Here is a 22,715-nt window from a genome sequence, read left to right as displayed (position 1 = left end):
CTACCCGATTATCTTCCTGCCGTTTATCAGCTCGGCGTTTGTGCCGACCGAGTCGATGCCGAAGGTCGTCCGCGCCTTTGCCGAGAACCAGCCGGTGACCTCGATCGTGGAAGCCATCCGTGCGCTGCTGTCAGGGCAGCCGGTGGGCAATGACATATGGGTCGCGCTTGCGTGGTGCGTCGGAATCATGCTCGTGGCTTATATCTTTGCGATGAGGGCGTATAAGAAGCGGGTGTGAGCCATTCATCATTTAATCGGAACCTTGAATATGATCAGTATTGCAATAGCAAGCGGTATGGAGATCGTGTACGCCAGCAATGGCCGGGAAAAATGCAATCGAAGCAACGGGAACATGATCATATTGAATAAAACGGAAAAAAGCATGGTCCAACCGTTAAAATGTTTAATCGCCTCACAAAACAAATAAAATACCTCGATTAACGAATAAACGATTACCCAAAATCCAATCCATAATACTGACTTGCCGAGTCCGTTTGGGAATAAACCAAGGTATATCAGCGTGGTAGATGCAAAGCACACCAAACAGCATAGTTCGACACCTAAATAACTATGAATTGGCGGCCAGGGCTGATGCTGCCATAGCGGATAATTGCTTGTCAGCACCATATAAATAACGTCCCCAAGCAAGAAATACAAAATGGTCGAATGATATTTTTGCCAATGTCTCCAATCTCCCCAGCGCCATGCCGCAAGTATGAATATTATGTCCAAAGCAATGAAAGGCATTTGAGATCATACTCCATATTTCTGAAATTTAAGTTTAACGTTATAGTAGTTCTCTAATCAATCTGTATGTATACTTCGTTAGTGACACCGCCAAAGATTAAGTTGTAGAGGAGACTTGGTGCTATTAATATAGCTCTGAAAAAAAGCCATGTGTCAGGCTGATGCGCGGCCGTGGCCGTTGCTGCAGGATTTACCATGGGATGCCTTTTTCATGGAATTTTGAGGGTATACAATTCCGAATCATATGATGTATATTATAATTATCTAAATAGATCATATGATTAAAAAGGAGCCAAATGCCATGAAAATTCATTCCATGGAATTATTTAAGGTGCCGCCGCGGTGGCTGTTTCTCAAAATCACGACCGATGACGGAACTACGGGATGGGGAGAGCCCATTGTTGAAGGGCGCGCTGAGACCGTGCGTGCGGCGGTGGAGGAGCTGAGCGAGTATCTGATCGGTAAGGAAGCCGGAAATATTGAGGATTTGTGGCAGGTCATGTACCGCGGGGGCTTTTACCGGGGCGGGCCGATTCTGACCAGCGCGATGTCGGGCATCGAGCAGGCGTTGTGGGATATTAAAGGCAAACGGTTGGGCGTGCCGGTGTATGAGCTCCTCGGCGGTGCGGTGCGCGAGAAGATGAAGGTGTACGCCTGGATCGGCGGCGATCGCCCGGCGGATACGGCGTTGGCCGCCCGGGCCAAAATGGATGAAGGCTATACCGCCATCAAGATGAACGGTACCTCCGATATGGAATGGATCGACTCCTATGACAAGGTGGAGGAAGCGGTTAGCCGTATCGCGGCCATCCGCGAGGCTGTCGGCTACAAGCTGGGGGTAGGCATCGATTTTCACGGCAGGGTGCACAAGGGAATGGCGAAGATCCTGGTGAAGGAGCTGGAGCCGTTCAAGCCGATGTTTATTGAAGAGCCCGTGCTTCCGGAGAATAACGAAGCGCTGCTTGAAATCGCCAAATACAGCAGCATTCCGATAGCAACCGGAGAGCGGATGTATACGCGTTGGGGCTTCAAGCAGCTGCTGGCTTCCGGCGGGGTGGATATCATCCAGCCCGATCTGAGCCATGCCGGTGGGATATGGGAGACACGCAAAATCGCCGCTATGGCGGAAGCCTACGATGTGGCTGTGGCACCGCATTGTCCGCTCGGTCCGATTGCGCTGGCCGCATCGCTGCAGCTTGATTTTTGTACGCCCAATGCGTTCATTCAGGAGCAAAGCCTCGGCATCCACTATAACGAAGGCTCTGACCTGCTCGATTATTTGGCGGATCCGGCTGTGTTCGAATATAAGGACGGTTACGTATCCAGGCTGGATCAGCCGGGACTTGGCATCGAGGTGAATGAGGAGAAGGTCAGAGAAATGGCCAAGGTCGGCCATAATTGGAAAAATCCCGTCTGGCGCAGCGCGGATGGCGTTATTGCGGAGTGGTAAAGCTTTGACAAGCCCGCTTGGAAAATCCGGCCGCGCATGCAAAAATGCCTTAGCTGGTGGCAACCCAAAAAACATTTGTCCTATTAATATTTAATGTTATGGAACACAAGCCTGTTTATGATGATTTTTCAGCTTTCGCCTGGAGCTATATTTCGTCTATGCCAAAGAACCTCCCTCCACTTGTGCAGTGGATTCGGAGGTTCTTTTGTTGTGAAATATGGCATAATTCGTAAGCTGTGTATATCCGGTGAACGGAAGAAACGTTAAACAGGAATCGTAAACAGGATTGAAGTGCACCCTTTAGAACAGACATTGGACAAAACCCCCTAGGAATCCGATGAATTCTAGGGGGTGTATTTGTATGGCTTATAAAAGCTGCAGACATTGCAGAGTCAAGGTTAACGCTGGTCAAGTCAGCTCCCCGTTTTGGGGGCCGGCATGCACCAACTGGGAAAAATTTTTTTTAAAGATACCCCATAATTGCTGCGCCATTATTTCCGGAGAGAGCGGCATTTTATTTTTAATCCACCATTCCACGACTCCGACGAAAGCAGATGCCATATATTGAATGACAACCTCTTTGTTATCCCCATGGTTCACTTCCCCGGTCTCCAATCGCTCGGTTATTCCATTTTTGACCATCAGGATCAACTGCTCCTGAAAACAAGTTATACCTTTATTGCTTAGCATGGAGGAATAGAATAAATAATGTTGTTCAAAATACTGAAACATCGGCAGCGGGGAATTAATAACATCCAATCTTTCCTCGCCAGGCTTCGATAACGTGCAAAACTCCAGCATATGGCTCAAATGATCCTTTATACATTTGTCGAGCAAATCATATTTGTCCGTATAGTGGAGATAAAGTGTCCCCCTGTTAAGATTCGCTTTTTCCGAGATGTCGTTGATCGTAATGTTTTCGAAGCTCTTCTCGGACATTAACTCAATTAGAGCGTTACTGATGGCTTCCCTCGTTTTCATTATTCTTCTGTCTACTTTAGGCATGATGGCGGATCACCTTCCTTTGAATGATTATGAACAGAAACAAATCATATGTTGATTAGTTGACAAAAGCCGGGTTTTTAACGATTGAGATTTTGTTGCGACTCTTTATAATATAAATCAATACATGTTAATTAATCAATTGTTGTTAATTAATCGATGACTGTTGATTAAATGATTCGGCAGCATCTTACATGTAGAGTTATTCCAAATCACAGGAGAGAGGCGAAGGAATGATGAAAATAGAGGTCTGGTCAGATGTCATGTGCCCGTTGTGCTATATAGGCAAGACAAATTTGGAAACAGCCCTTGAACAATTTGAACATAAGGCTGAAGTAGAAATCGTCTACAGACCGTTCCAGCTGTTCCCGAATGCTCCGAGCAACACCGGCAAAGATTATTACACCTGGACAGCCGAAATTCATGGCGGAGGGATGTCCACTGATTATGTAAGAGAAGGAAATAAAACGGTGGTCAAGATGGGCAAAGATGTTGGCCTTACCTATAATCTCGACACATTGATTCCATCAAATACGTCAGATGCTCTCCGCGTGGCCGTTTATGCGCAGGAACAGGGTAAAGCAGGAGAGTGGATGGCTCAGGTTTATAAAGCCTATTTTACCGATTCGCTGGATATCGGCGATCACGAAACACTTGCCAGGCTTGCGGGCGAGAGCGGCCTTGATGCCCAGGAGGTTCTTGATATGCTGTCCAGCGATAAATACAAGGATACGGTAAAGAAAGAGCGGCAGCATGGGTCCGGGATAGGGATTACAGGCACGCCTTTCTATATCATTAACGATAAGTATGCTTTATCCGGAGTAAGGCCAAGCGGCGTATTCCTGGAGCTGCTTGAACAAGTGTGGAGAGAAGAACATCCTTTGCAGATGCTTGACTCAGGTCCAGATGGCGATTCCGAGGGCGGCCTCTGCGGGGACGGAGTTTGCAAGATTTAACTCTGAAACAGAGTCATCTGATGGGGAGGCTCCAGCATCCGTCAGAACTAATTTAACGAAAAGGAGACAACAAAACATGAATCCGGCTTATAAACCCATAGTTGAACCATTTACTTTCCCTTCGGGAGTACAGCTTAAGAACCGCGTATTAATGGCGCCGATGACAAACTCTTCCTCTCTGGAGGATGGAGGCGTGTCAGAGCAAGAATTGGATTATTATCGTGTGCGGTCAGGCGGAGTAGGTGCGGTTATTACAGCGAGCAGCCATGTTTCGCCAGAAGGGAAGGCTTTTATTAACGAAATTGGCGTATATGATGACTCTTTAATCCCTGGACTGAAGAAATTGTCAAGTACGATTCAAGAACAAGGGGCTAAAGCGATTTTACAGATTTACCATGCGGGGAGAATGGCCTCGCCTGAGCTTACAGGCGGCCAACAGCCGATAAGTCCGAGCGCTGTAGCCTCAGAACGTCCGGGTTCGGTTGTTCCAAGAGAAATGACGGAAGAAAATATCAAGGATATGATTAAAGCCTTTGGAGAAGCAACCCGTAGAGCAATCGAGGCAGGTTTTGACGGCGTGGAGATTCAAGGCTCAAATACGTACCTGGTTCAGCAATTCTTCTCCCCTCATTCCAACCGCCGGTCTGACCAGTGGGGAGGTACGATTGAAAAAAGAATGACATTTCCGCTTGCCATAATCGACAGCGTAAAACAGGCAGTTGCCGTTCATGCGAAAAACCCGTTCATTGTCGGATATAGATTGTCGCCTGAAGAAAGAGAAAACCCGGGTATAACCATGGAAGACACGCTTCAATTGGTTGACGTTTTGGCTCAGCAAAAGCTGGACTACCTTCATGTCTCCGTACGAGGCTTTTGGGATGGATCAATGCGGGATGAGACGGATACGAAATCACGTGTTCTGCTCATCCAGGAACAGGCAGGCAGCCGTGTACCCGTAATCGGGGTTGGCGAATTATCTTCGCCGGAAGACGTTAATAAGGCACTGAACGCCGGGGTACCTCTATTAGCTTTAGCGCATGCCATCATTATGGAACCGAAATGGGTTGAAAAGGTTCTGAACGATCAAGAAAACGAGATTAGAACGACCCTGCCTAGAACGGATCAAAAAGACCTGACCATACCGGACGCATTATGGAACATGCTTATTAACGTTCCCGGATGGTTTCCGGTTGTTTAAGGGTTCTGACTGAGCCGGCCTCGGGCAGAAACAGTTTCCAAGCATGTTTTATAAGGACAAGGCCATCCTGCAAAGGATGGCCTTTTTTGAGTGATAAGAAAGCATAAAATTTGACCCGTACTTGCTTATATATTGAGGGAAGCAACTTACTGCGCCACAAAAGGAAGGTGGCTGCCCTTTCTTCTTCATTGCTGTCTATAAAGGAATTAAGCGTCAGACCGCTTTGCCAAGCTGGGTTCTGGACTGTACACGGTGGTGAAGCACATAGTAGACAACGCCCGACAGAATAACCAGAAGTCCGGCGATGTGATACATGGTTTCATAATGGGTATGCTGGGCAACCACGCCAAGGACATAGGAACCGATCCCGTAGCCCAGGTCGAACATGAGGAAGAAGGTACCCGTCGCAAGTCCGCTGCGGCCGCTTGGAGCCGAGCGGAGCGCCACGGTCTGGAAGCAGGGAATAATGGCGCCGTGGCCAAGCCCGATTACAGCTCCCGATAACAGGAAGACGGCCGGAGAATGCGCACTGCCCAGGATCAGCATGCCGATAACGAACAAGGCAATGCCGGGATAAGCCAGCACATGCTCGCCGTAGCGGTCGAATATTTTGCCGATAATGGGGCGGGGAAGCACAATCATAACGGCAAAGACGACGAAAAAGTAACTCGCGACCTCGGTCAGATCAATTTCTTTGGCATAGACGGAAATGAAAGAAGTCAGCGAGCTGTAAGAGAAAGCGAGGACGAATCCTGCAAGCGATACCGGCAGCGCCTTGGCTTCCACAATGGAGGACCAGCTCAAGCTGAAGGGCTTGTTCTTGACTGACGCCTCCTTCGGAGCTTCTTTCGTCAGGAAGCCGAAAAGCAGCGAGAAGGCGGTCAGACATATGCACACGATGAACAGCACCGTGTAATTGGCCTGATGAACCAGCGTCAGCCCAAGGAATGGTCCGATAACCATCGCCAGGCTCATGAACATGCTGAAGTACCCGATGCCTTCCCCTTTGCGTGCGGCGGGAATCAGTTCTGCGGCCATCGCCCCGGTCATGGTGGAGGACATGCCGTAGCTTCCCCCATGTATGGCTCTGAGCGCGAGCAGAAGAAGCAGGCTGTGGATAGCGGGATACAGCAGGGTGCTTGCGAAAAATAAAGCGAGCGAAAGAACAGCGGCAATCTTGCCGTAGCGGTCCACCCATTGGCCGGCGAGTGGCCGCATAATAACAGCCGCAAGAACATATACGGTAATGACCAGCCCCATCTGCTGGCCGCTTGCGGACAGGCGCTCCGACACGTACTGGGGCAGCGTGGTTGCAAGCATGTAGAAATTCAAAAAAATAAAAAAGCTGCTGAGGCAGATGGCTACGAAATCCCTGGTCCATATTTTGTGATGATTCATGCTGTTCATACTCCTTCTTAAGGCTTCATCTATTCAAGATAACTTGGCAACAAGGGCGTCATCATTTTATCTTAACACAGGATCGGGATCGCCTGCCTGATGATTGTGGAGGAAATAAAAACAAACATCCCGCCGCTGCCTGGTGGGCAGTGACGGGATGCCTTGTTTTATTGAACTAGAAGAAAGTATTAAATTCATCATACTTTGCCTATGTTTCTGAGGGAGGAAACTTGCTGTGCCGCCAAAGGACGGCTCCAACCGTCTTTTCTTACAGGAGAATGTTTATTTGAAATCGTCACCCTTCAGGTAACTGTAGAACGGTCTGTCCACCCAGAAGGTCGAGGTAGTGATGTCAATGGCCGGATCAATCGCCTTGAATCCTTGGACAATCGCTGCGGACTGCTCGTTCAGGGAGAAGGACTGCGCATAATAGAAGCCGCTGCCGGTAATTTTGTTGTTGGTGATGAGATCGTAATCTTTCAGCTTGGTTTGGGTATAATAGAGCGGCTGCCACCAGGAAGCGGCAATCAGTCCAGGCTCGTCGTCGCTGTCTTTCTTGGCATAAGCAAGCACGACTGGCTGGAAGCGCTGCTTGTCGGCGGCTGTTGCGAATTCGAACGAAATATCATATTCCTTGGCAGACGCGATATAGTTGCCGTTCTCCAGCTTCTTGTAGTGGTTATCGTGATCCGGCGCAGGCTCGCCCCATTCCAGCAAATGAACAAAGGCGGAGGTTTTAGGCTCGAACTGGACCTTGGCCTGCAGTCCTTCGCTGCGCAGCAGTCCGATCAGCTGCACAGCATGCTGAATATCGGAATGGCCGTATGTAATCGTCAGCGAGTCAATGAAATTCGGATCGTATCGGGAGTCCTTCAGATTGTAGCCGGTTACGAGACCCTTCTCCAGCGCACCGTTAACGATCGTTTCCAGTTCGGGAGCCTCGATTACATCGGAGGTCGAGTAAGCGTCAATCAGCTTCGCATAAATATCCGAATCGCCGGTCAGGCCAATATAGTGTTCATAGAGGCCCTTGCTTACCAGCACTTGACCCAGAAGCTGTTCAAGGAATGTCTTCGATGCCAGTGCGCCGGGCTTGAGCTGGCCATAAAGCGAAGGAGCCACGAGACCGGTGTCCACAGCAGCAGCGATTTCCTGTGCAGCGGTTTCTGACTGGAAAGCATCCGGCTTCAAATGAAGCTTGTTCAGCGCGGCAGCGGTCTTCACTTCCGGATAGGTATAGGCCAACTCCTTCAATCCGGCTGCTTTCAAGGCGATGAATACGGCCTGGAAAACACCGACCGGTTCATCCGGATGAATGGCCGGGCCGCTTACAATTCCTTGCTGGCTAAGCGCAGCTGCAGCTTCATAATACGGGCTCGACGGGTTCAAGTCGCTGAAGGTGACAGCGTCAGCTGTGGGCTTGTAGTTCAAAATCAAGGCGAGATCTTGAAGCAATTCACCCTTCGTCGTTGAATCTCCAATCGTGAGATCGAATTTTTCCTGCAAAAATAATGAATAATTGCCGGTCTGGTCAACCGCTGAAGCCAGAGGGCCGGCAGCAGCTCCGGCTGCGGCGGAGCTTAGCGGAACTGCCAATAATAATGACATGGATAAAGCGGCAGCGGACAACCATTTTGGATGCGAGATTTTTCTGTACATGAATAATTCCCCCCGAGTGTAGTGGCCAATAACCTTAATTCCGATTGATAAGATTGGAATTATTTTTTTCGATTCTATCATTAGAAAAAAACGCTTGTCAACAGAAATTAAATTTTGTGTTTTCCCACAGAAAAAAGCCCCCTTCATGAAAAGGGGGAGATCAATCATTCTGCAGCTGGAAGGAGGCTACGGCTGCTGTTGATTCAATGACATTTTTGCACATTCTGAAGCGATGTCTGCGATCGTCACAGCAGCAAGCTCCGACTCCAGGGCAATCTGCGCTCTTCCGAATGTGTCCTCTAAAGCATGTTCAATATTGTTTCCTACCGGGCAGTTGGGATTGGGGTTCTCATGCAGGGAGAACAGCCCTTCCTGACTGGAATGCTCCACCGCGCAGTATACATCAGCCAGACTGATGTCCTTGGCAGGCCTTAACAGGGTGGCGCCGGGAATGCCCGGCGTGGTGGCAATGATGCCCGCTTTGTTCAATACGCCCATAAGCCGTCTTACGACAACGGGGTTCGTATTGACGCTGCCTGCAATATAGTCGGATGTGATCCGCTTGCCCTCATGCGTTTCGATTAATACTAATATATGCACCGCCACAGCGAGCCGGCTGCTGATTGCCATAAGAAGCACCTCATTTCGTCCTCTATCATCGTCTAACAACGGACATGAATTGTCAACGGGGATACGGGAGCAATAAAGTATTTGACAAAAGTAACCTGTAACAATTATAGTTACAACTATATCAGATATTCTGATAATCATCAACCTGCGAGAGGAGCTTGATTATGAAGATTGCCGTAATCGGAGCAAGCGGCAAGGCGGGCAATGCCATCCTGCTGGAGGCGTTGGACAGGGGCCATGAAGGTACCGCGATTGTAAGAAATCCGTTTAAAATAACCGACAAGCGCGCAGCTGTCGTTCAGAAGGATATTTTCGACCTCACGGCAGATGACCTCAAGGGACATGACGTCATTGTTAATGCTTTCTCGGCTCCGGCAGGCGAGGAGCATCTGCATGTGGATGCCGGAAATGCGCTTATTGAGGCGCTTAAAGACGCGGCGGGCACGAGGTTGATCGTTGTCGGGGGTGCGGGGAGTCTGTTCGTGGATGAAGAGAAGACGACACGTGTGATGGAAGCGCCCGGATTTCCTGAGGAATATTTTCCTACAGCCTCGAATCAGGGCAAGAACCTGGAGATTCTCAAGCAGACAGAGGGCATACAGTGGACTTTTGTCAGTCCGTCGGCTATTTTTGCACTCGGCCGCAGAACCGGGGCCTATCAATCCGGGAAAGATAATCTGCTTGTGAATTCCGCCGGTGAAAGCTATGTGAGCTACGAGGATTTTGCAGTCGCCGTCGTGGATGAAATCGAGAATCCGCAGCATAAGAACGAACGTTTTACCGTTGTTTCCGAATCCAAATAAGCGCGATATGAGAAAAACGCGAAAGAGGTGATTGTAATGTCGAACGCGATTCACCCGGAAACAGGCATCAAGCTTGTCAAGCTGAGGGTCAGCGATCTGAAACGCTCAATCGGGTTCTATCAGGATGTAGTGGGATTAAAGCTGATCAAGGAAGAGAACGGAACGGCCGAGCTTTCGGTGGAGGGCGCGGCTCCCTTGCTGCTCCTGGAGGAAATAGAAGGAGCCGTTCAGCGTCCCAGAAGATCAGGAGCGGGCTTGTACCATTTTGCCATCCTGCTGCCGGACCGCAAATCGCTGGGATTATCCTTGCGCAATCTCATCCGTACAGGCATTCATATCGGCCAGTCCGACCATCTTGTGAGCGAGGCTCTCTACATTGCGGATCCCGACAATAACGGTATTGAGATCTATCGCGACCGTCCGCGGGAAGAGTGGCAGCGCGACGCAGCAGGCCATTATATCATGGCGGTTGATCCGATCGACTGGGATGGCCTGCTTGCGGAAGCGGGCGATGATCCCTGGAACGGTCTGCCCGCAGGGACCACGGTCGGGCATATCCACCTGCATGTATCCGATTTGGCCGCGGCTGAGCGTTTTTATATCGATGTGCTCGGGTTTGCTGTTATGGCGCGGATGGGCAATGCGGCTTTGTTTATATCTGCCGGCGGCTATCATCATCATATCGGACTCAATACCTGGGCTGGCGTGGGAGCTCCGCTAACACCTAAGGATGCGGCGGGACTCGCCTATTATGTGATCGGTCTGCCGGACCAGGCTGCGCTCTCTGCCGTTCTTGGACGCTTGCAGGAAGAAGGAGTTCCTGTGGCGCATCACGGGGATGGGACAGTTGTTGTTCTGGATCCCAGCGGCATTGAAATCCATTTATCGGCTGCAGGGGTTGTTCAACATGTTTAGTCATGATAATCAGCTGGAAACTCCTGTGCGCCAAGCCTTGGGTTCAGCCGGATTTTTAGTATAATTTGGCAGCTCTCCTGTTATCCGTTACTATGAACAAAGGGGGAGTGGAAAATGAAACGGATCGTTCTTGCGCTGCTCATGATATTGGCTGTGGCGACAGCCTGCACCACCGAGGCGGATCTCAATCTGGATGATCTAAAGACCGTATTCGCGGACAAAGGGATAATACTGCTGAATGAGGACGGGACAAAAAATCATTTTGTGCTGAAAGGCCTGAAAGCTACTACCTACAAGCTGGAGAATGACGAATCGGTTTCCTTCTATTTATTCCCCACCGAGAAGAAGCGCGAAGAGGGACTCACGGATTTCAATCAGCAAAAAGCGAAATTTGATATGCAAATCCCGGCCATTTATGAAGTGAAGAATGTTCTTATTCTTTATTGGTACGGCGGGCAGACAGGCTCCCCTACCCGGCATGATACGGATATCAAAGAAGCCGTCAAGGCGCTAAGCGCATTGGCGACGGATAATATTTGAACCTGGGCCACTTCCGGGGTTTACATACGCGCGCGGCTTGTCTCCTGCAACGGGAGCAGGCTGCGTTTATTTTTTTATAAGGCTGTTTGGAGAAATGGGAAAGCGACTTAAATAGAAATTTGATACGAATTGTATATAGAGGACTTTAAAATGATAAGGGATGTGGTGGAATGCAGGATCGGTCCTTAATCACAATGGAAGAAATGATCCTGGAGGCGGAGCTGTTTCAATCCGTTTATCCGGATTTAATAGGAGAGATTGACCGGGGTGAGGTCGCGCATGGCAAGCTGAATGATTTTCAGCTTATGCAGGCGGTGGCGCATGCCAAGAACGGATTGGGGGTTCTGAGCTTCGAGCGCCGCCAGGTGATCAACGCGGTTTTTGATGCGTTCACAACCATTTACCGCAAGGATGGCCGGGGCTCGGCGGAGCGGTGGGCGAAGCAGTCATTTGGATGCTTCAGCAGCAGCTTGTCGGTGAAGGAGAAGGATATCGCCGATATCGTGATGAAAATCGACGAGCTGTCCCGGCTTATACTGGGGAAGGAGTCCGAGCTGCTTCAGCTGTACCGGGAGCTGAATATGCTGCAGAGGTATTTGGCGCAGGAGGAAGGCGTTCAGCCGAATCCTTCCTGACAGCTTTCCCACAGCGGCATATCATGGGCAGCGCGGCTTGGGCTACGGCCCTCCACAAGCGGGCTGTACGCCGCTTGCTGCGCTTGTAAGGATCAAAACCCCGTCCACGCGGCCATGCCGGGGGATGGGGTTTTGATTATTTTTTATTTTCCCGCACCGGTGTAGATGTGGATCGCATCTCTCAGAAATTCTGCCGTTCCCGGCTGAGCGACGTCATAATGGGCCTTGAACCGCTCGTCGTCGACGTACATTTGCGCGAGCCCGGCATGGGCTTCCTTGCTGTAATTGCTCCAATAAAAGGTGAGCCACTGTTTGTGCAGGCCGGCTGCCTTCTGGGCGAGCTCGCCCGCCGGATCGCCTTCTTTGAATGCTTCTGCGAGTGTGACCGTTAATTCTTCCGCCAGGCGGGTCACCTCGGCATGCTCCTCCTGCGTCATGTTCATGAATTTCTGATTGGACTTGTCGATTGCCTCGTTTCCGTATTTCCGGCGAATCTCTTCTCCGTACTTGTCTTCATTGTCTTCAACCATCTTCTGTTTGAAGCCTTCAAATTTCTGCTGATCGGTCATGGTCGTTCTCCCTTCTGCCGCTGAAATGGTTTGTTCCACATTGGCGATGAGCGTATCAAGCTGCCTGCGTCTGTCAAGGAGCTGTGCGTAATGCGTCCGGAGCGCCTCGGCACTGTCGAAGGATGGAGCGGTCACGATCTCCCTGACCCGTTCCAGCGGGAACCCAAGCTCTCTGAAAAACAAAATTTGCTGAAGCCGGTCGACTTCCTCCTGACCGTAGATCCGGTAACCGGACGAATTGATCCGGGCCGGCTTGAGAATGCCGATCTGATCGTAGTAGCGGAGCGTTCTTGTGCTGATTCCAGCGAGCCTGCCAAGCTTCTGTACGGTATATTCCATGCCTTCGCCTCCTGACAGTTCTAAATGTACACCTTTACGCCGCGTCAATGTCAATGCCGTCTTCGCGGATTTATTTCGCAGCAGACTGTTTCTACAAATGGATATTATTGGAGCATAAATAAGCACATATGTTTGCTGCCATCCCGGCTTTTATGGTAAATTAAATTCAATATGAAGAGCATCGCTGGCAAGCCTTCATGCTAGCACTATCATATACCTGTCGGGACCTCCTGATTCATAACATGCATATGCAATAGAACAGACCATGATCCATTATGGGAGGCGCATATATGATAAACCAAGTTAGACTGGTCGAACCATCCCTGGAGTACCGCGATGTATATATGGACTTTTATGAGGACTGGCTTGAGAGCGGTGAGGACATGGTGCCCTGGGTGATTGAGAGGGATCCCTCTGATTTTGAGGCGTATGTTGCATTCTTATATGCGGAAGATAGCGAGGACAAGTTGACAAGAGAGAGCTGGGTGCCCCACTCCACCTATTGGCTGATCAATGAAGCGGATAAGCTTGTTGGCGCAGTCAATATCCGGCACCGGCTGAATCAGAAATTATCCGAAAGCGGCGGGAATATTGGTTATGGCATCCGTCCTTCCGAGAGGCGCAAGGGTTACGCCGGAGCCTTATTGGCCAAGTCCCTGATCATAACCAGAGAGCTTGGCCTGAACCGGGTGCTGGTTGTTTGCGACAAAGGGAATATCGGCTCTGAGAAAACCATTCTCAAAAATGGCGGCATATTTGAATCGGAGTTCATCGAAGCGAATGGGAATATTATCAGGAGATTCTGGATTGAGCTGTAGAGACCGGCGCGAACAGTCATTTGAAAATAGTTGGTGGAGGCTATGAAGGCAAGAATGTATTACATCATAGCGGTATTGATCGCTATGGTGCTGGGCTTCGGCTCCAGAGCATATTCCGAAACGCTGCCCGTTTTCGTGTCCGAGCATTTCGGAGATGCACTTTGGGCGGGTATGATCTATTTTGGCGTTCGTTTCTTTGGGGTCCACAAGCGCTTATCCTGGGCATTCGGGGTGAGCTTGATATTTTGCTTTGCCATTGAGTTCAGCCAGCTCTATCAGGTGGATTGGATCAATGGCATAAGGAGCACACTCGCGGGCTCGTTGATACTGGGAAAAGGGTTCCTGGCTGTGGACTTGCTCCGCTACAGTATTGGAATTCTGGTTTCCTGCATGATAGATGCCGCTCTTCGAAGGAATCAGTCATGACAGGCAAGTGAAATGGAGATGAACGAATGCTATTTTATATCATTTCTATAGTGGTTATCTTTATTGATCAAATATCAAAAGGCCTTATCCGCATGTCGATGGATGTGGGGGAGACGATTTCCATTTGGCCGGGCGTCCTGCGATTTATTCATTACGAAAACACCGGTGCAGCCATGAGTTCCTTTCAGGGCTTTGGCCGTTATTTTGTCATTGTTGCGGTGGTCCTTGCTGCGGCCGTGCTTTACTACCGGCGTCAAGGGGAGCTGCGCGGCGTGATGCTGGAGCTGATTACAGGGCTAATGGTTGGCGGAGCGCTGGGTAATGCTATTGATCGGGCGGTATTCGGCAAGGTGACGGATTTTATCTCGCTCGGGAAAGGGGGAGGAAGCATGAATGTGGCGGATATCGCCATCACGATCAGCTTCTTCCTCATTCTCGCCCGTCTGGCCTTGCATAAAAGAATCTCCTCCCATTCAAGGAGAGTATAATGTACGTCGATTGATGTATGCCATTAAATTTTTGCTTTGCGTTTCAAGCGCGCTCTGACATTTGCACTGCCGGAATACCCAATAACGGTGTAGTTGTGACCGCAAAATTTTAGCCCGATGAACATTCATCGGGATATTCTGCGTGGGCAGATGCAGGATAAAATTTATAAATTCACATATATCCTGGTAAAATAAAATAATGCTCCCACTATTCAATTGGAAAGATGAAGGGTTATAATATTCTATAGATTATAAAGTAACTTAAAGTAATATTGCAGAGGAGGAAACAGCCTTGTCCAGGTTAAATCAAACTTTCTCAATTAAAGGACTGACGCTCCGCAACCGGATTGTCATGCCTCCGATGTGTCAGTATTCCGTCAGCGCCAAGGACGGCAAGCCGAATGAGTGGCATGATGTGCATTATACTTCCCGTGCTGTAGGGGGTACCGGGCTGATCATCATCGAAATGACGGATGTGGAACCGGACGGACGGATAAGCGATTATGATCTTGGCATATGGTCGGATGAGCATGTGCCGGCGTTTGCCCGCGTTATTGAAGGCATACACCGTTTCGGCGCCAAAGCCGGCATTCAAATCGCCCATGCTGGACGTAAGGCGGGGGATGCGGAAGTGCCGGTCGGTCCTTCTGCCATCCGTTTTAGTGAAGACTTCAAGCAGCCGCATGCGCTGACGACTGAGGAAACGCAAGCCATGGTTGTCAAATTCGGAGATGCCGCCAGACGGGCAGTGGAGGCGGGCGTGGACACAATTGAGGTGCATGGGGCACATGGCTATCTGATTCATCAGTTCCACTCGCCGTCGATTAACAATCGAGATGATAAATACGGACAGGACCGTGCTCTGTTCGGTGTTGAAGTGCTGCAGGCGGTTAAGGCTCAAATGCCGTCCGACATGCCGCTCATCATGCGAATATCGGCAATTGAATATATGGATGGAGGATACGGCGTCGAATATGCGCTTGAGATGGCACGCCGTTATCTTGATGCGGGTGTGGATATCTTTCACGTGAGCAGCGGCGGGGATGGCCCTGTCGGCAAGCTCAAGCCGGGGAATTATCCAGGTTACCATCTGCCGCTTGCACGAAAATTCAAGGAAGCGCTGGGCGTGCCGGTTATCGCGGTTGGCATATTGGACGATCCGGAGCTTGCGCTTGCGGCAGTGGCAAATGGCGATGCGGATCTGGTTGCGGTTGGACGGGGAATGCTGAACGACCCGTACTGGGCGGCGCATGCAATTCGCGCTACCGGCGGCGAATGGAAGGAACTGCTTCCGAAGCAGTATGACAGAATCCTGTAAACGGTCTGCTGGATTCGGCCATTTTCCCTGATGCGGCTTGAATTGATGCTGTTAATCGATATATAATGGAACCGTTCCAATATTCCAATGACCTTACGGAGGACCCACGCCGATGAATTAATCACATGAATCCCAAGATAACTTGTCAATGTGCAAGCAGCGTTCGCCTGTAGCGCGAACCGGTCTGGGATACGTGTGTCAACGCGGGGGTACTCCTTTTATATGAAGCAAGGTACGGATGGACTGCGAAAATGCTTGACGCTGTCAGAGGTGTCTATTTCAGGCGCTTAGCTTGCGTTCAGGCATATTAGCGGCATGGTTCATGCTGTTCCTCTGCTTCCCCCGGACACGTATAAGACCGCGAGCTGCTGGCCGCGGTTTTTTGTGTTTCCATTTGGGATCGGGGGAATGACTATGTATATCGTCAAGGCGTCTGGACTAAAACATGAATATGGCGGGGAACCGCTGTTTGAAGATATTGATTTGGAAATCAGGAAGGGCGAGCGGGTGGCTCTGTTCGGCAGCAACGGCATCGGGAAGACTACGCTGCTCCAGGGCTTGTTCGGCCGGATCCATCTGACGGGCGGGGATATTCACCGCGTGCTCCCGCTATCGGATTGGGGCTCGATCGATCAGCTGGTGGAGCAGGGGGATGAGCTGTCCACACTGGAGTTTGTCCAGTTTGGCTCGACCGAGCTATATAATCTTAAGCGCACATTACACGACCTGCAGACGCGCTTAAGTACCGGAGACAAAGAATCTGACGTTATGGACCAGTACAGCCGGACATACGACAGATATATGCAGCTGGACGGGTATGGGTGGGAAGTGAAGACGGAGAAATGCCTGCAGCAGCTGAAACTGGATCCGGCGCTGTGGAAGCTGCCGTTCTGCCAGCTGAGCGGCGGGCAGAAAACAAGAGCGCAGCTGGCGGCGCTGATGGTCCGGGAGCCTGAGTTTATTGTGCTGGATGAGCCGACCAACCATCTGGATGCGGAGATGCTCGGCTGGCTGGAGGAGTGGGTGCGGTCCTATCCGGGCACCGTGCTGTATGTGTCGCACGACCGCGCTTTTATAGACCAGACGGCAACGGCTGTGATGGAGCTGTCCCGTCATGGCTGCCGTCGTTATCCCGGCGGGCACACCGATTACCGCAAGCAGAAGGATCTGGAGCTGCGGACGCAGGAAGCGCTGTATGCGAAGCAGCAGCAGGAGAAGGAGAAACTTCTCGAGAGTATCCGCCGCTACTCGGAGTGGTTTCAGCAATCCCATAAGGCTGCGGGCCAGAATGATTTCTACCGGTCGAAGGCGAAGAAGAACGTCTCCCGCATGCACGCCAAGGAATCCGCGCTCGATAAGCTGGAACAGGAAGGGGTGCAGAAGCCGCGTGAATCGGCCCGCTTGAGCATGCGGCTGGAGGACGCGGGATTCGCAGCATCGACTCTGCTTCGGCTCGAGAATGCGGGCTTTGCGTATGAGGGAGCGCCCGAGATATTCCGGCATCTCCAGCTGTCGGTGAACCGCGGCGACCGGATTGCCATTCTGGGGCCTAATGGAGCAGGCAAATCCACGCTGCTGAAGCTGGCGGCTGGCCTGCTGCCGCCGACTTCCGGGGCCGTGCGTCTGCATCCGCAGACCAGAATCGGTTATTTTGCCCAGGAGCTTGGCAATCTGGATGAAGAGGAGACCATTCTCGGGAGCTTGCTGTCCCTTCCCGATATGACGCAGTCGCAGGCACGGACCATTCTTGGCTGCTTCATGTTCAAGCGCGAGGAGGTCTTCAAGAAAATCGCCGGTCTGAGCATGGGCGAGAAATGCCGGGTAGCCTTCCTGAAGCTGTACTTTGGCCGCGCCAATCTGCTGGTTCTGGATGAACCGACCAACTATCTGGATATCGACACCCGGGAGCGTGTGGAGGAGGCGCTGCAGCAGTATCCCGGAGCGCTGCTGCTCGTTACGCATGACCGGTATTTGATCCGCAAGACGGCGAACCGGCTTATCCTGATGAACAACAAGCAAGCTCCAGCGCTGTTTCCCGGAACATATGAGGAATATGCATCCCGCAGCCGGACTCATCCGCTCAATACGGACGGGCAGGAACGTGCGAATGAGCGCGGACAGCTTGAGCTCCGCCTGGTCCGGTTGATGAACGAGGCGGAGCCGGAGAATGAGCTGCAGCAGAAAAAGCTGATGCAGGAAATTAAAGAGCTGCAAAAGCAGATCGCGCTATTGAGGCAGGTATAGAATCTGCATATGGATTGTCTGAACGAACAGCAATTGCAAAGGAGCCGGAAACGATGAGTTCATCGCTTCCGGTTTCTTGTGCATGGCAGAAATATTGCTTGAGATTCAAAAGCCCGACTAACCGCCGGAGAGCTGAGAGCGGAAATGGTCTGAGCAGCGCAGGCGCTCGCTTTTTTTTGCACATGGCAGAAATATTGCTTAAGATTCAACAGCCCGAATACCCGCGGAGAGCGGAAAGCGGAAATAGTCTGAGAAACGCAGGCGCTCTCCTTCCATGCGCAAGCTGTTTTCTTCGCCGGACTTTTATGTCTCGATGACCACCATTTGATGGCATTCCAGGCGCGGGACCGTATAGGCGACGATCGTTTCATTTTGCCGGAACGGCAGCTCCGTGCCTTGCGGGGCCAGATAAACGCGCTTCGCGGCTTCCGGCAGATTCAGCGCAACCTCCACATCATAAAGCGGAATAATATCTTCGATTACTTCGACGCCATCCCCTCGCTTCACGGGTGAAGCATAGAGAAGATGATTGACATATCGCGCCTGTCCCGGCTGATGCTGCAGCGTCACCACTCCCTGCGCCGGCAGGCTGGTGCGCAGCGTGATGTCAGGGAGCAGCCGGCGCAAGGCCCACAGCACCGTCTCCTTCAGGATCAGGCTGCCTTTGGTCGCGTAATCCTCGAACACATTCCAGGCCAGATAAATGCCGTTCTTGTTTTCAGTCATGCCCGGACCGGCGATGCTTCCGCTGGTTGGCGTATGCTGATGGGAGCAGAACGTGAATACATCGCGGTTGAAATAAGGATCCTCCCGATGTCCAAGCTCCGTTCCTCCGCTGCCCAGAGCTATCCTCTGCCCCTGCGAATAGAAAATATATGCGGCGGAACCGAGTGCAGGCAGCTCGAAGTGCGGACGGAAATAATCCGGTTTGTACGGGTTCTCGCCCAGCCAGGAAGCGCCCAAATCAAGCACAAAGCCGTCAGGCTCCGTCAGGCTGGCGCCGCTGGCCTTCCGCAGCCCGCTCTCGCCGGTTGCGAGCAGCTTGCCTCCCTGGGCCAGATAGGCCTCCAATTTGGCCGTCAATGCCTCCCCTTCCGCAAGGCGTATATGGTCGGGGAGAATGATGACCCGATAGGCACTGAAATCCGCCTCCTGATCGATAACGTCAAACAGCAGCTTGCCTTCCAGAAGCATGCGCACAGCGCCGACATCGGAGATTTTATTCCGGCCGGTATGCTCATTGGCGGCAGCCTCCTCGGAGAGCAGCGCCACATCGGCAACGGCTGTGGCATCGACGCACCAGGCCTCCTTGGCTTCGGCCTCGGAATACGCGGCTCCAATCAAGGAATAGGTGGCCTCATCCATCAAGCCTTCCGGGTGAAGCTGGTCGCCGATGGAGCAGCGCGCTCCGTTGGCAAGATTGAGCGCAACCTCGTAGCGCAGCGCATTGGGATGCTTGTAGCCGCCGAATTCTCCCCATGAGGTGTGGAATTTGCCTGTCATACCGAGATAAGGCATGCCAAGCGTCTGGGCATAGCGGGCGGAGAGCGGGAAGTGGTCATAGCCCCAGCCGCCCGTCGGCAGCGATTCCAGCTCCAGATGGGTATTCATATGCGCCAAATCACGGCGGCCACGCTGGATATGACCCCCATTATGGAAGATCGGCATATCCGGTTTGATGGCATGAATAACGCGTTTGACGGATTCCGTGTAATGGGCATAAACCGTTTCGCCATAGGCCAGAATCACGTTTTCGTCGCGGGGATCGAGACCTTGGGCGCGAATGCCGGCGATGCAGACTTGGCAGTAGCATTTGCGCACGCCCACAATATCCAGGAAGATGCCATCGGCATCATACCGGGTGGCCACTTCCTCAATCTGCTTCAGCAGCACGTCCAGATAGGGCGTATTCATGCAGAATTCGTGATAGCCCGGCACCATGAATCCCTTGACCCACTGCGTCTGGTCGTCCCTGCTGCGGATCAGCCACTCGGGATGACGCCGCGCAAGCTTCTCGTCAAGTCCGGCTGAGATATAGACAGGTGTGTTCACGTTGATCCCATGGGCTGCTTCGATCATGGAGCCTAGCAGATCGAAGGAGAGGCCGGGATGGGTCTCGTTGGCCTCCGAAGGGTGGTACGCCCAGCCATGATGACATTTGGAGAATACCGTGATGGAATCGACATGCCCTTTTTGGAGCATCTGCTGGAACTGTTTTTTGTCAAAGGATTTGCCGATGCCGGGGATCATTTCGGACGTATGGAAATCAAGATGGACCTGTCGGAACCGCATGATACAAACAACCCCTTTACGTTTAATGGCGTTAACCGGTATATATGGTGTAAATGCTGGAGAAAAAGGCGGCTTTCAGCTTTAATCTATCGCATCCGCTCTGTTTGCGTATAGGGACGTAAGCGATTTCAATAGGACGATATCGACTTTTTGGAACAATGGGCAAGGATAGGCTGCATAAGCGTTCCCTGCCGTCGAAGGATGGCGGCAGCAAGTTCCTTCTTACTGCCGGATATAGCGTATAATAACTTTGAACGGAACGTTTTCAAGCTTGAACAGGATCGTTAGGAATACGAACGGCAGGAGCTTGAGGGGAGGTTATAGGCATGGATTGCCTGCAGCTGTTAATACCGCCAATTCCGCAGTTTATGACGATTGGCCATACGGTCTGGAAGCCGGGAGACAGCCATTTTGAACGGACCTTCCAGGTGTACGATATGCTGATTGTGGCCAAGGGAACGATGTATATGGCTGAGGACGGGGTGGAATACGCGATCAAAACGGGCGGAATGCTGGTGCTGGAGGCGGGCAGGACGCATATTGGATACCGGCCGTGCGAGGAGGATACGGAGATCTATTGGCTGCACTTTGTCCATAAGGGACCGGCGATTACGGTAAAGGCCGATGATATCCCCTGGTTCTCGATCCGGCGTAAAGATACGGATACAGATACGGAGCCAACGGCGCATTACATGTTTATTCCGAAATTCGCAGAGGGCCTCGATCTGCTGCCGCTTATTCCCACGCTTCAGGCAATGCTGGATTTGCATCGCAGCCTGCAGCTGTTCGGCGCGCTTCAGCTGCATTCTTATCTGGCCAGGCTGTTTACCCAGCTGCAATTGATTGTGGCTGCCGGGCAGCAGCCGTCCAAGTCGCTGCAGATCAGCCGGGAGGCGGAGAAGTTTCTGCGCCGCAGCATCGAACAGCCCTTCTCCTCAAGCGCCCTCGAGGCCGCGCTGTCCTATCATTTTGACTATATAACCCGCTGTCTGAAGAAGCACACCGGGATGAGCCCGATGAAATATCTCCATTATCTTCGTGTGGAGGAAGCGAAGAAGCTGCTTGTCCAGACCCGCGACTCTGTGCCGGTCATCGCCGGGAAGGTCGGCATACCGGATTATAATTATTTTATCCGCGTGTTCCGCAAGCAGACCGGACAGGCACCCGGGGCGTATCGGCGGGAGCGTCAGGGCTTCGTCTGATGCATGTTGACGGCAATTAATCAAGCGTGGAGCGGGATACGCTCGGCGGCCCATTAACCCGGAAGGGCTTTTTGGCCTGTAGCTCACTAGACCTGCTGCCGCATCGCGTTCATCCGGCTGCCGCTGCGGTAGGAGCGGGGCGAGAGCCCGGCCATTTTCTTGAAGGCTTTGCCGAAATGCGAGAAATTATCGAAGCCGGTTCGAAGCGCGATATCCGTGATTTTCAGATCCGTTTCGCGAAGCAGCCGCTGGGATTCCTTCAAGCGCAGCAGATTAATATATTCACTGAACGCAAACCCTGTCGCGGATTTGAAGGTGCGGCTCAGATAATAGGAGCTGATGGCGAACTGCTTCGCTACGTCTGTTAAGGACAGCGGCTCCGCATAATGCTCATTGAGAAACTGGACTACCTTGATCATTCGTATATGCATGGGTGAACCTTCGTCAGCGGGCGCAGGCTGGCCGTAATCGCCGCTTTTTGCACGGACGGCAATCAGCAGCAGCTCGATAATGGCGTGGCGCAGGCGGATGGCGCATCCCGTTTCCTGCAGCCGCATTTCGTTTATGATTTCGGCAATGACCCGCTTGAGCTCGGGAAGCTGCTGCGCCGGCAGGGAGACAACGGGATATTCGCGTCTAAAAGGCTCCACCAATATGGCGGCATCGTGAGGGTAGGCCTGCTCCAGCCATTCATGCTGATAATTGATCACAATTCGTTCGTGGTCGGGCACTCCGGTATCAGAGGTTTTGTGCAGCACCTGCCGGTCTATAAAAACCATATCCCCCGCCTTCACCCGGTAAGCGCGGTCCTTTACGAAGTACATTCGCTCGCCCTCACATAAATAATACAGCTCATAATAAGGGTGGAAGTGGTTCGCGGTCATCGAGAAATGCCCTTTGCGTTTCAAATTATCGATATCCCATCCGCCGGATGGATCCTGGAAGCTGGTTCGTGTGGAGGCACTCATTCGTTTCGCTCACCGCCCGTTTATGTTTCTCATGATATTATAGCAATAAAAGCGGGGTTTGGGGTGACTTATACATAAACTGCGGTGAAAAATCGTTTTATTTGCGCTAAAGTTAGCT

The 22,715-nt window shown here is 51.6% G+C and carries 22 protein-coding genes; 14 read left to right on the top strand and 8 right to left on the bottom strand.

Annotated features, from left to right (window positions below; translation table 11 throughout):
* The coding region (locus AC0YOB_RS36400) for an ABC transporter permease (RefSeq protein WP_475796963.1) at nt 1-238 on the top strand (238 nt) is incomplete at its 5' end.
* 8 nt (nt 239-246) lie between these two features.
* Here the strand turns inward: AC0YOB_RS36400 and AC0YOB_RS36395 are convergent.
* Entirely contained in the window at nt 247-747 is a 501-nt protein-coding gene (locus AC0YOB_RS36395; protein WP_475796962.1) for a CBO0543 family protein, read from the bottom strand.
* A gap of 301 nt (nt 748-1,048) precedes the next feature.
* Here AC0YOB_RS36395 and dgoD point away from each other — a divergent pair, with 301 nt between their 5' ends.
* The gene (gene dgoD / locus AC0YOB_RS36390) at nt 1,049-2,197 is read left to right on the top strand and encodes a galactonate dehydratase (RefSeq protein WP_475796961.1); all 1,149 of its coding nucleotides are present in this window, start codon (nt 1,049-1,051) and stop codon (nt 2,195-2,197) included.
* 408 nt (nt 2,198-2,605) lie between these two features.
* Here dgoD and AC0YOB_RS36385 read toward each other — a convergent pair whose 3' ends face one another.
* Entirely contained in the window at nt 2,606-3,202 is a 597-nt protein-coding gene (locus tag AC0YOB_RS36385; protein ID WP_475796960.1) for a TetR/AcrR family transcriptional regulator, read from the bottom strand.
* Nucleotides 3,203-3,432: 230 nt separating this feature from the next.
* Here AC0YOB_RS36385 and AC0YOB_RS36380 point away from each other — a divergent pair, with 230 nt between their 5' ends.
* Together AC0YOB_RS36380 and AC0YOB_RS36375 are read left to right on the top strand one after the other, a co-directional pair.
* Complete coding sequence (locus tag AC0YOB_RS36380) at nt 3,433-4,155, top strand: DsbA family oxidoreductase (protein WP_475796959.1); 723 nt, start codon at nt 3,433-3,435, stop codon at nt 4,153-4,155.
* Between the two features lie 76 nt (nt 4,156-4,231).
* Entirely contained in the window at nt 4,232-5,353 is a 1,122-nt protein-coding gene (locus AC0YOB_RS36375; RefSeq protein WP_475796958.1) for an NADH-dependent flavin oxidoreductase, read from the top strand.
* A gap of 213 nt (nt 5,354-5,566) precedes the next feature.
* Here the strand turns inward: AC0YOB_RS36375 and AC0YOB_RS36370 are convergent, their stop codons facing one another.
* The 3 genes from AC0YOB_RS36370 to AC0YOB_RS36360 form a co-directional block, all read right to left on the bottom strand.
* A complete protein-coding gene (locus AC0YOB_RS36370; protein ID WP_475796957.1) occupies nt 5,567-6,751 on the bottom strand; it encodes an MFS transporter in 1,185 nt (394 codons plus the stop codon).
* A gap of 282 nt (nt 6,752-7,033) precedes the next feature.
* Complete coding sequence (locus AC0YOB_RS36365; RefSeq protein ID WP_475796956.1) at nt 7,034-8,410, bottom strand: S-layer homology domain-containing protein; 1,377 nt, start codon at nt 8,408-8,410, stop codon at nt 7,034-7,036.
* Between the two features lie 186 nt (nt 8,411-8,596).
* Nucleotides 8,597-9,040 carry an Rrf2 family transcriptional regulator gene (locus AC0YOB_RS36360; protein ID WP_475796955.1) on the bottom strand — a complete coding sequence of 148 codons (444 nt, stop codon included), beginning with the start codon at nt 9,038-9,040 and terminating at the stop codon, nt 8,597-8,599.
* Nucleotides 9,041-9,204: 164 nt separating this feature from the next.
* Between AC0YOB_RS36360 and AC0YOB_RS36355 the strand changes: the two genes are divergently transcribed.
* From AC0YOB_RS36355 to AC0YOB_RS36340, 4 genes are all read left to right on the top strand, one after another.
* Nucleotides 9,205-9,843 (top strand): NAD(P)-dependent oxidoreductase, encoded by a 639-nt coding sequence (locus tag AC0YOB_RS36355; protein WP_475796954.1) that lies wholly within the window; start codon nt 9,205-9,207, stop codon nt 9,841-9,843.
* A gap of 36 nt (nt 9,844-9,879) precedes the next feature.
* Nucleotides 9,880-10,758 (top strand): VOC family protein, encoded by an 879-nt coding sequence (locus tag AC0YOB_RS36350; protein ID WP_475796953.1) that lies wholly within the window; start codon nt 9,880-9,882, stop codon nt 10,756-10,758.
* 114 nt (nt 10,759-10,872) lie between these two features.
* A complete protein-coding gene (locus tag AC0YOB_RS36345; protein WP_475796952.1) occupies nt 10,873-11,298 on the top strand; it encodes a hypothetical protein in 426 nt (141 codons plus the stop codon).
* Nucleotides 11,299-11,468: 170 nt separating this feature from the next.
* Nucleotides 11,469-11,933, top strand: a complete 465-nt coding sequence (locus AC0YOB_RS36340; RefSeq protein ID WP_475796951.1) for a hypothetical protein — start codon at nt 11,469-11,471, stop codon at nt 11,931-11,933.
* A 143-nt stretch (nt 11,934-12,076) separates the two neighbouring features.
* Here the strand turns inward: AC0YOB_RS36340 and AC0YOB_RS36335 are convergent, their stop codons facing one another.
* Nucleotides 12,077-12,841, bottom strand: coding sequence for a MerR family transcriptional regulator (locus AC0YOB_RS36335; RefSeq protein ID WP_475796950.1), 765 nt, complete (start codon nt 12,839-12,841; stop codon nt 12,077-12,079).
* Nucleotides 12,842-13,131: 290 nt separating this feature from the next.
* Here AC0YOB_RS36335 and AC0YOB_RS36330 point away from each other — a divergent pair, with 290 nt between their 5' ends.
* The 5 genes from AC0YOB_RS36330 to abc-f all read left to right on the top strand — a co-directional run bounded on the left by AC0YOB_RS36330 (nt 13,132) and on the right by abc-f (nt 18,135).
* A complete protein-coding gene (locus AC0YOB_RS36330) occupies nt 13,132-13,659 on the top strand; it encodes a GNAT family N-acetyltransferase (protein ID WP_475796949.1) in 528 nt (175 codons plus the stop codon).
* 42 nt (nt 13,660-13,701) lie between these two features.
* Nucleotides 13,702-14,085 (top strand): ribosomal maturation YjgA family protein, encoded by a 384-nt coding sequence (locus tag AC0YOB_RS36325; protein ID WP_475796948.1) that lies wholly within the window; start codon nt 13,702-13,704, stop codon nt 14,083-14,085.
* Nucleotides 14,086-14,111: 26 nt separating this feature from the next.
* Complete coding sequence (lspA, locus tag AC0YOB_RS36320) at nt 14,112-14,573, top strand: signal peptidase II (protein WP_475796947.1); 462 nt, start codon at nt 14,112-14,114, stop codon at nt 14,571-14,573.
* Between the two features lie 292 nt (nt 14,574-14,865).
* Complete coding sequence (locus AC0YOB_RS36315; RefSeq protein WP_475796946.1) at nt 14,866-15,891, top strand: NADH:flavin oxidoreductase/NADH oxidase; 1,026 nt, start codon at nt 14,866-14,868, stop codon at nt 15,889-15,891.
* Between the two features lie 414 nt (nt 15,892-16,305).
* The gene (abc-f, locus tag AC0YOB_RS36310; protein ID WP_475796945.1) at nt 16,306-18,135 is read left to right on the top strand and encodes a ribosomal protection-like ABC-F family protein; all 1,830 of its coding nucleotides are present in this window, start codon (nt 16,306-16,308) and stop codon (nt 18,133-18,135) included.
* A 303-nt stretch (nt 18,136-18,438) separates the two neighbouring features.
* Here the strand turns inward: abc-f and AC0YOB_RS36305 are convergent, their stop codons facing one another.
* Nucleotides 18,439-20,427, bottom strand: a complete 1,989-nt coding sequence (locus AC0YOB_RS36305) for a beta-galactosidase trimerization domain-containing protein (RefSeq protein ID WP_475796944.1) — start codon at nt 20,425-20,427, stop codon at nt 18,439-18,441.
* 326 nt (nt 20,428-20,753) lie between these two features.
* Between AC0YOB_RS36305 and AC0YOB_RS36300 the strand changes: the two genes are divergently transcribed.
* Complete coding sequence (locus AC0YOB_RS36300; RefSeq protein ID WP_475796943.1) at nt 20,754-21,629, top strand: helix-turn-helix domain-containing protein; 876 nt, start codon at nt 20,754-20,756, stop codon at nt 21,627-21,629.
* A gap of 86 nt (nt 21,630-21,715) precedes the next feature.
* On the opposite strand, the gene AC0YOB_RS36295 is transcribed toward AC0YOB_RS36300, so the two are convergent.
* On the bottom strand, nt 21,716-22,597 hold the full coding sequence (locus tag AC0YOB_RS36295) for an AraC family transcriptional regulator (protein WP_475796942.1): 882 nt from the start codon (nt 22,595-22,597) through the stop codon (nt 21,716-21,718).
* Nucleotides 22,598-22,715 lie beyond the last annotated feature (118 nt).

Source organism: Paenibacillus sp. JT31N17, assembly GCF_056269255.1.
The sequence above is the reverse complement of the archived record's forward strand: the minus strand, read 5'-3'. Positions and strand labels throughout refer to the sequence as shown.

Excerpts from the sequence above, each read along its gene's own strand:
- AC0YOB_RS36395 (WP_475796962.1), bottom strand. The coding sequence starts at position 747 with ATGCCTTTCATTGCTTTGGACATAATATTCATACTTGCGGCATGGCGC.
- dgoD (WP_475796961.1), top strand. The coding sequence starts at position 1,049 with ATGAAAATTCATTCCATGGAATTATTTAAGGTGCCGCCGCGGTGGCTG.
- AC0YOB_RS36385 (WP_475796960.1), bottom strand. The coding sequence starts at position 3,202 with ATGCCTAAAGTAGACAGAAGAATAATGAAAACGAGGGAAGCCATCAGT.
- AC0YOB_RS36380 (WP_475796959.1), top strand. The coding sequence starts at position 3,433 with ATGATGAAAATAGAGGTCTGGTCAGATGTCATGTGCCCGTTGTGCTAT.
- AC0YOB_RS36375 (WP_475796958.1), top strand. The coding sequence starts at position 4,232 with ATGAATCCGGCTTATAAACCCATAGTTGAACCATTTACTTTCCCTTCG.
- AC0YOB_RS36370 (WP_475796957.1), bottom strand. The coding sequence starts at position 6,751 with ATGAATCATCACAAAATATGGACCAGGGATTTCGTAGCCATCTGCCTC.
- AC0YOB_RS36365 (WP_475796956.1), bottom strand. The coding sequence starts at position 8,410 with ATGTACAGAAAAATCTCGCATCCAAAATGGTTGTCCGCTGCCGCTTTA.
- AC0YOB_RS36360 (WP_475796955.1), bottom strand. The coding sequence starts at position 9,040 with ATGGCAATCAGCAGCCGGCTCGCTGTGGCGGTGCATATATTAGTATTA.
- AC0YOB_RS36355 (WP_475796954.1), top strand. The coding sequence starts at position 9,205 with ATGAAGATTGCCGTAATCGGAGCAAGCGGCAAGGCGGGCAATGCCATC.
- AC0YOB_RS36350 (WP_475796953.1), top strand. The coding sequence starts at position 9,880 with ATGTCGAACGCGATTCACCCGGAAACAGGCATCAAGCTTGTCAAGCTG.
- AC0YOB_RS36345 (WP_475796952.1), top strand. The coding sequence starts at position 10,873 with ATGAAACGGATCGTTCTTGCGCTGCTCATGATATTGGCTGTGGCGACA.
- AC0YOB_RS36340 (WP_475796951.1), top strand. The coding sequence starts at position 11,469 with ATGCAGGATCGGTCCTTAATCACAATGGAAGAAATGATCCTGGAGGCG.
- AC0YOB_RS36335 (WP_475796950.1), bottom strand. The coding sequence starts at position 12,841 with ATGGAATATACCGTACAGAAGCTTGGCAGGCTCGCTGGAATCAGCACA.
- AC0YOB_RS36330 (WP_475796949.1), top strand. The coding sequence starts at position 13,132 with ATGATAAACCAAGTTAGACTGGTCGAACCATCCCTGGAGTACCGCGAT.
- AC0YOB_RS36325 (WP_475796948.1), top strand. The coding sequence starts at position 13,702 with ATGAAGGCAAGAATGTATTACATCATAGCGGTATTGATCGCTATGGTG.
- lspA (WP_475796947.1), top strand. The coding sequence starts at position 14,112 with ATGCTATTTTATATCATTTCTATAGTGGTTATCTTTATTGATCAAATA.
- abc-f (WP_475796945.1), top strand. The coding sequence starts at position 16,306 with ATGTATATCGTCAAGGCGTCTGGACTAAAACATGAATATGGCGGGGAA.
- AC0YOB_RS36305 (WP_475796944.1), bottom strand. The coding sequence starts at position 20,427 with ATGCGGTTCCGACAGGTCCATCTTGATTTCCATACGTCCGAAATGATC.
- AC0YOB_RS36300 (WP_475796943.1), top strand. The coding sequence starts at position 20,754 with ATGGATTGCCTGCAGCTGTTAATACCGCCAATTCCGCAGTTTATGACG.
- AC0YOB_RS36295 (WP_475796942.1), bottom strand. The coding sequence starts at position 22,597 with ATGAGTGCCTCCACACGAACCAGCTTCCAGGATCCATCCGGCGGATGG.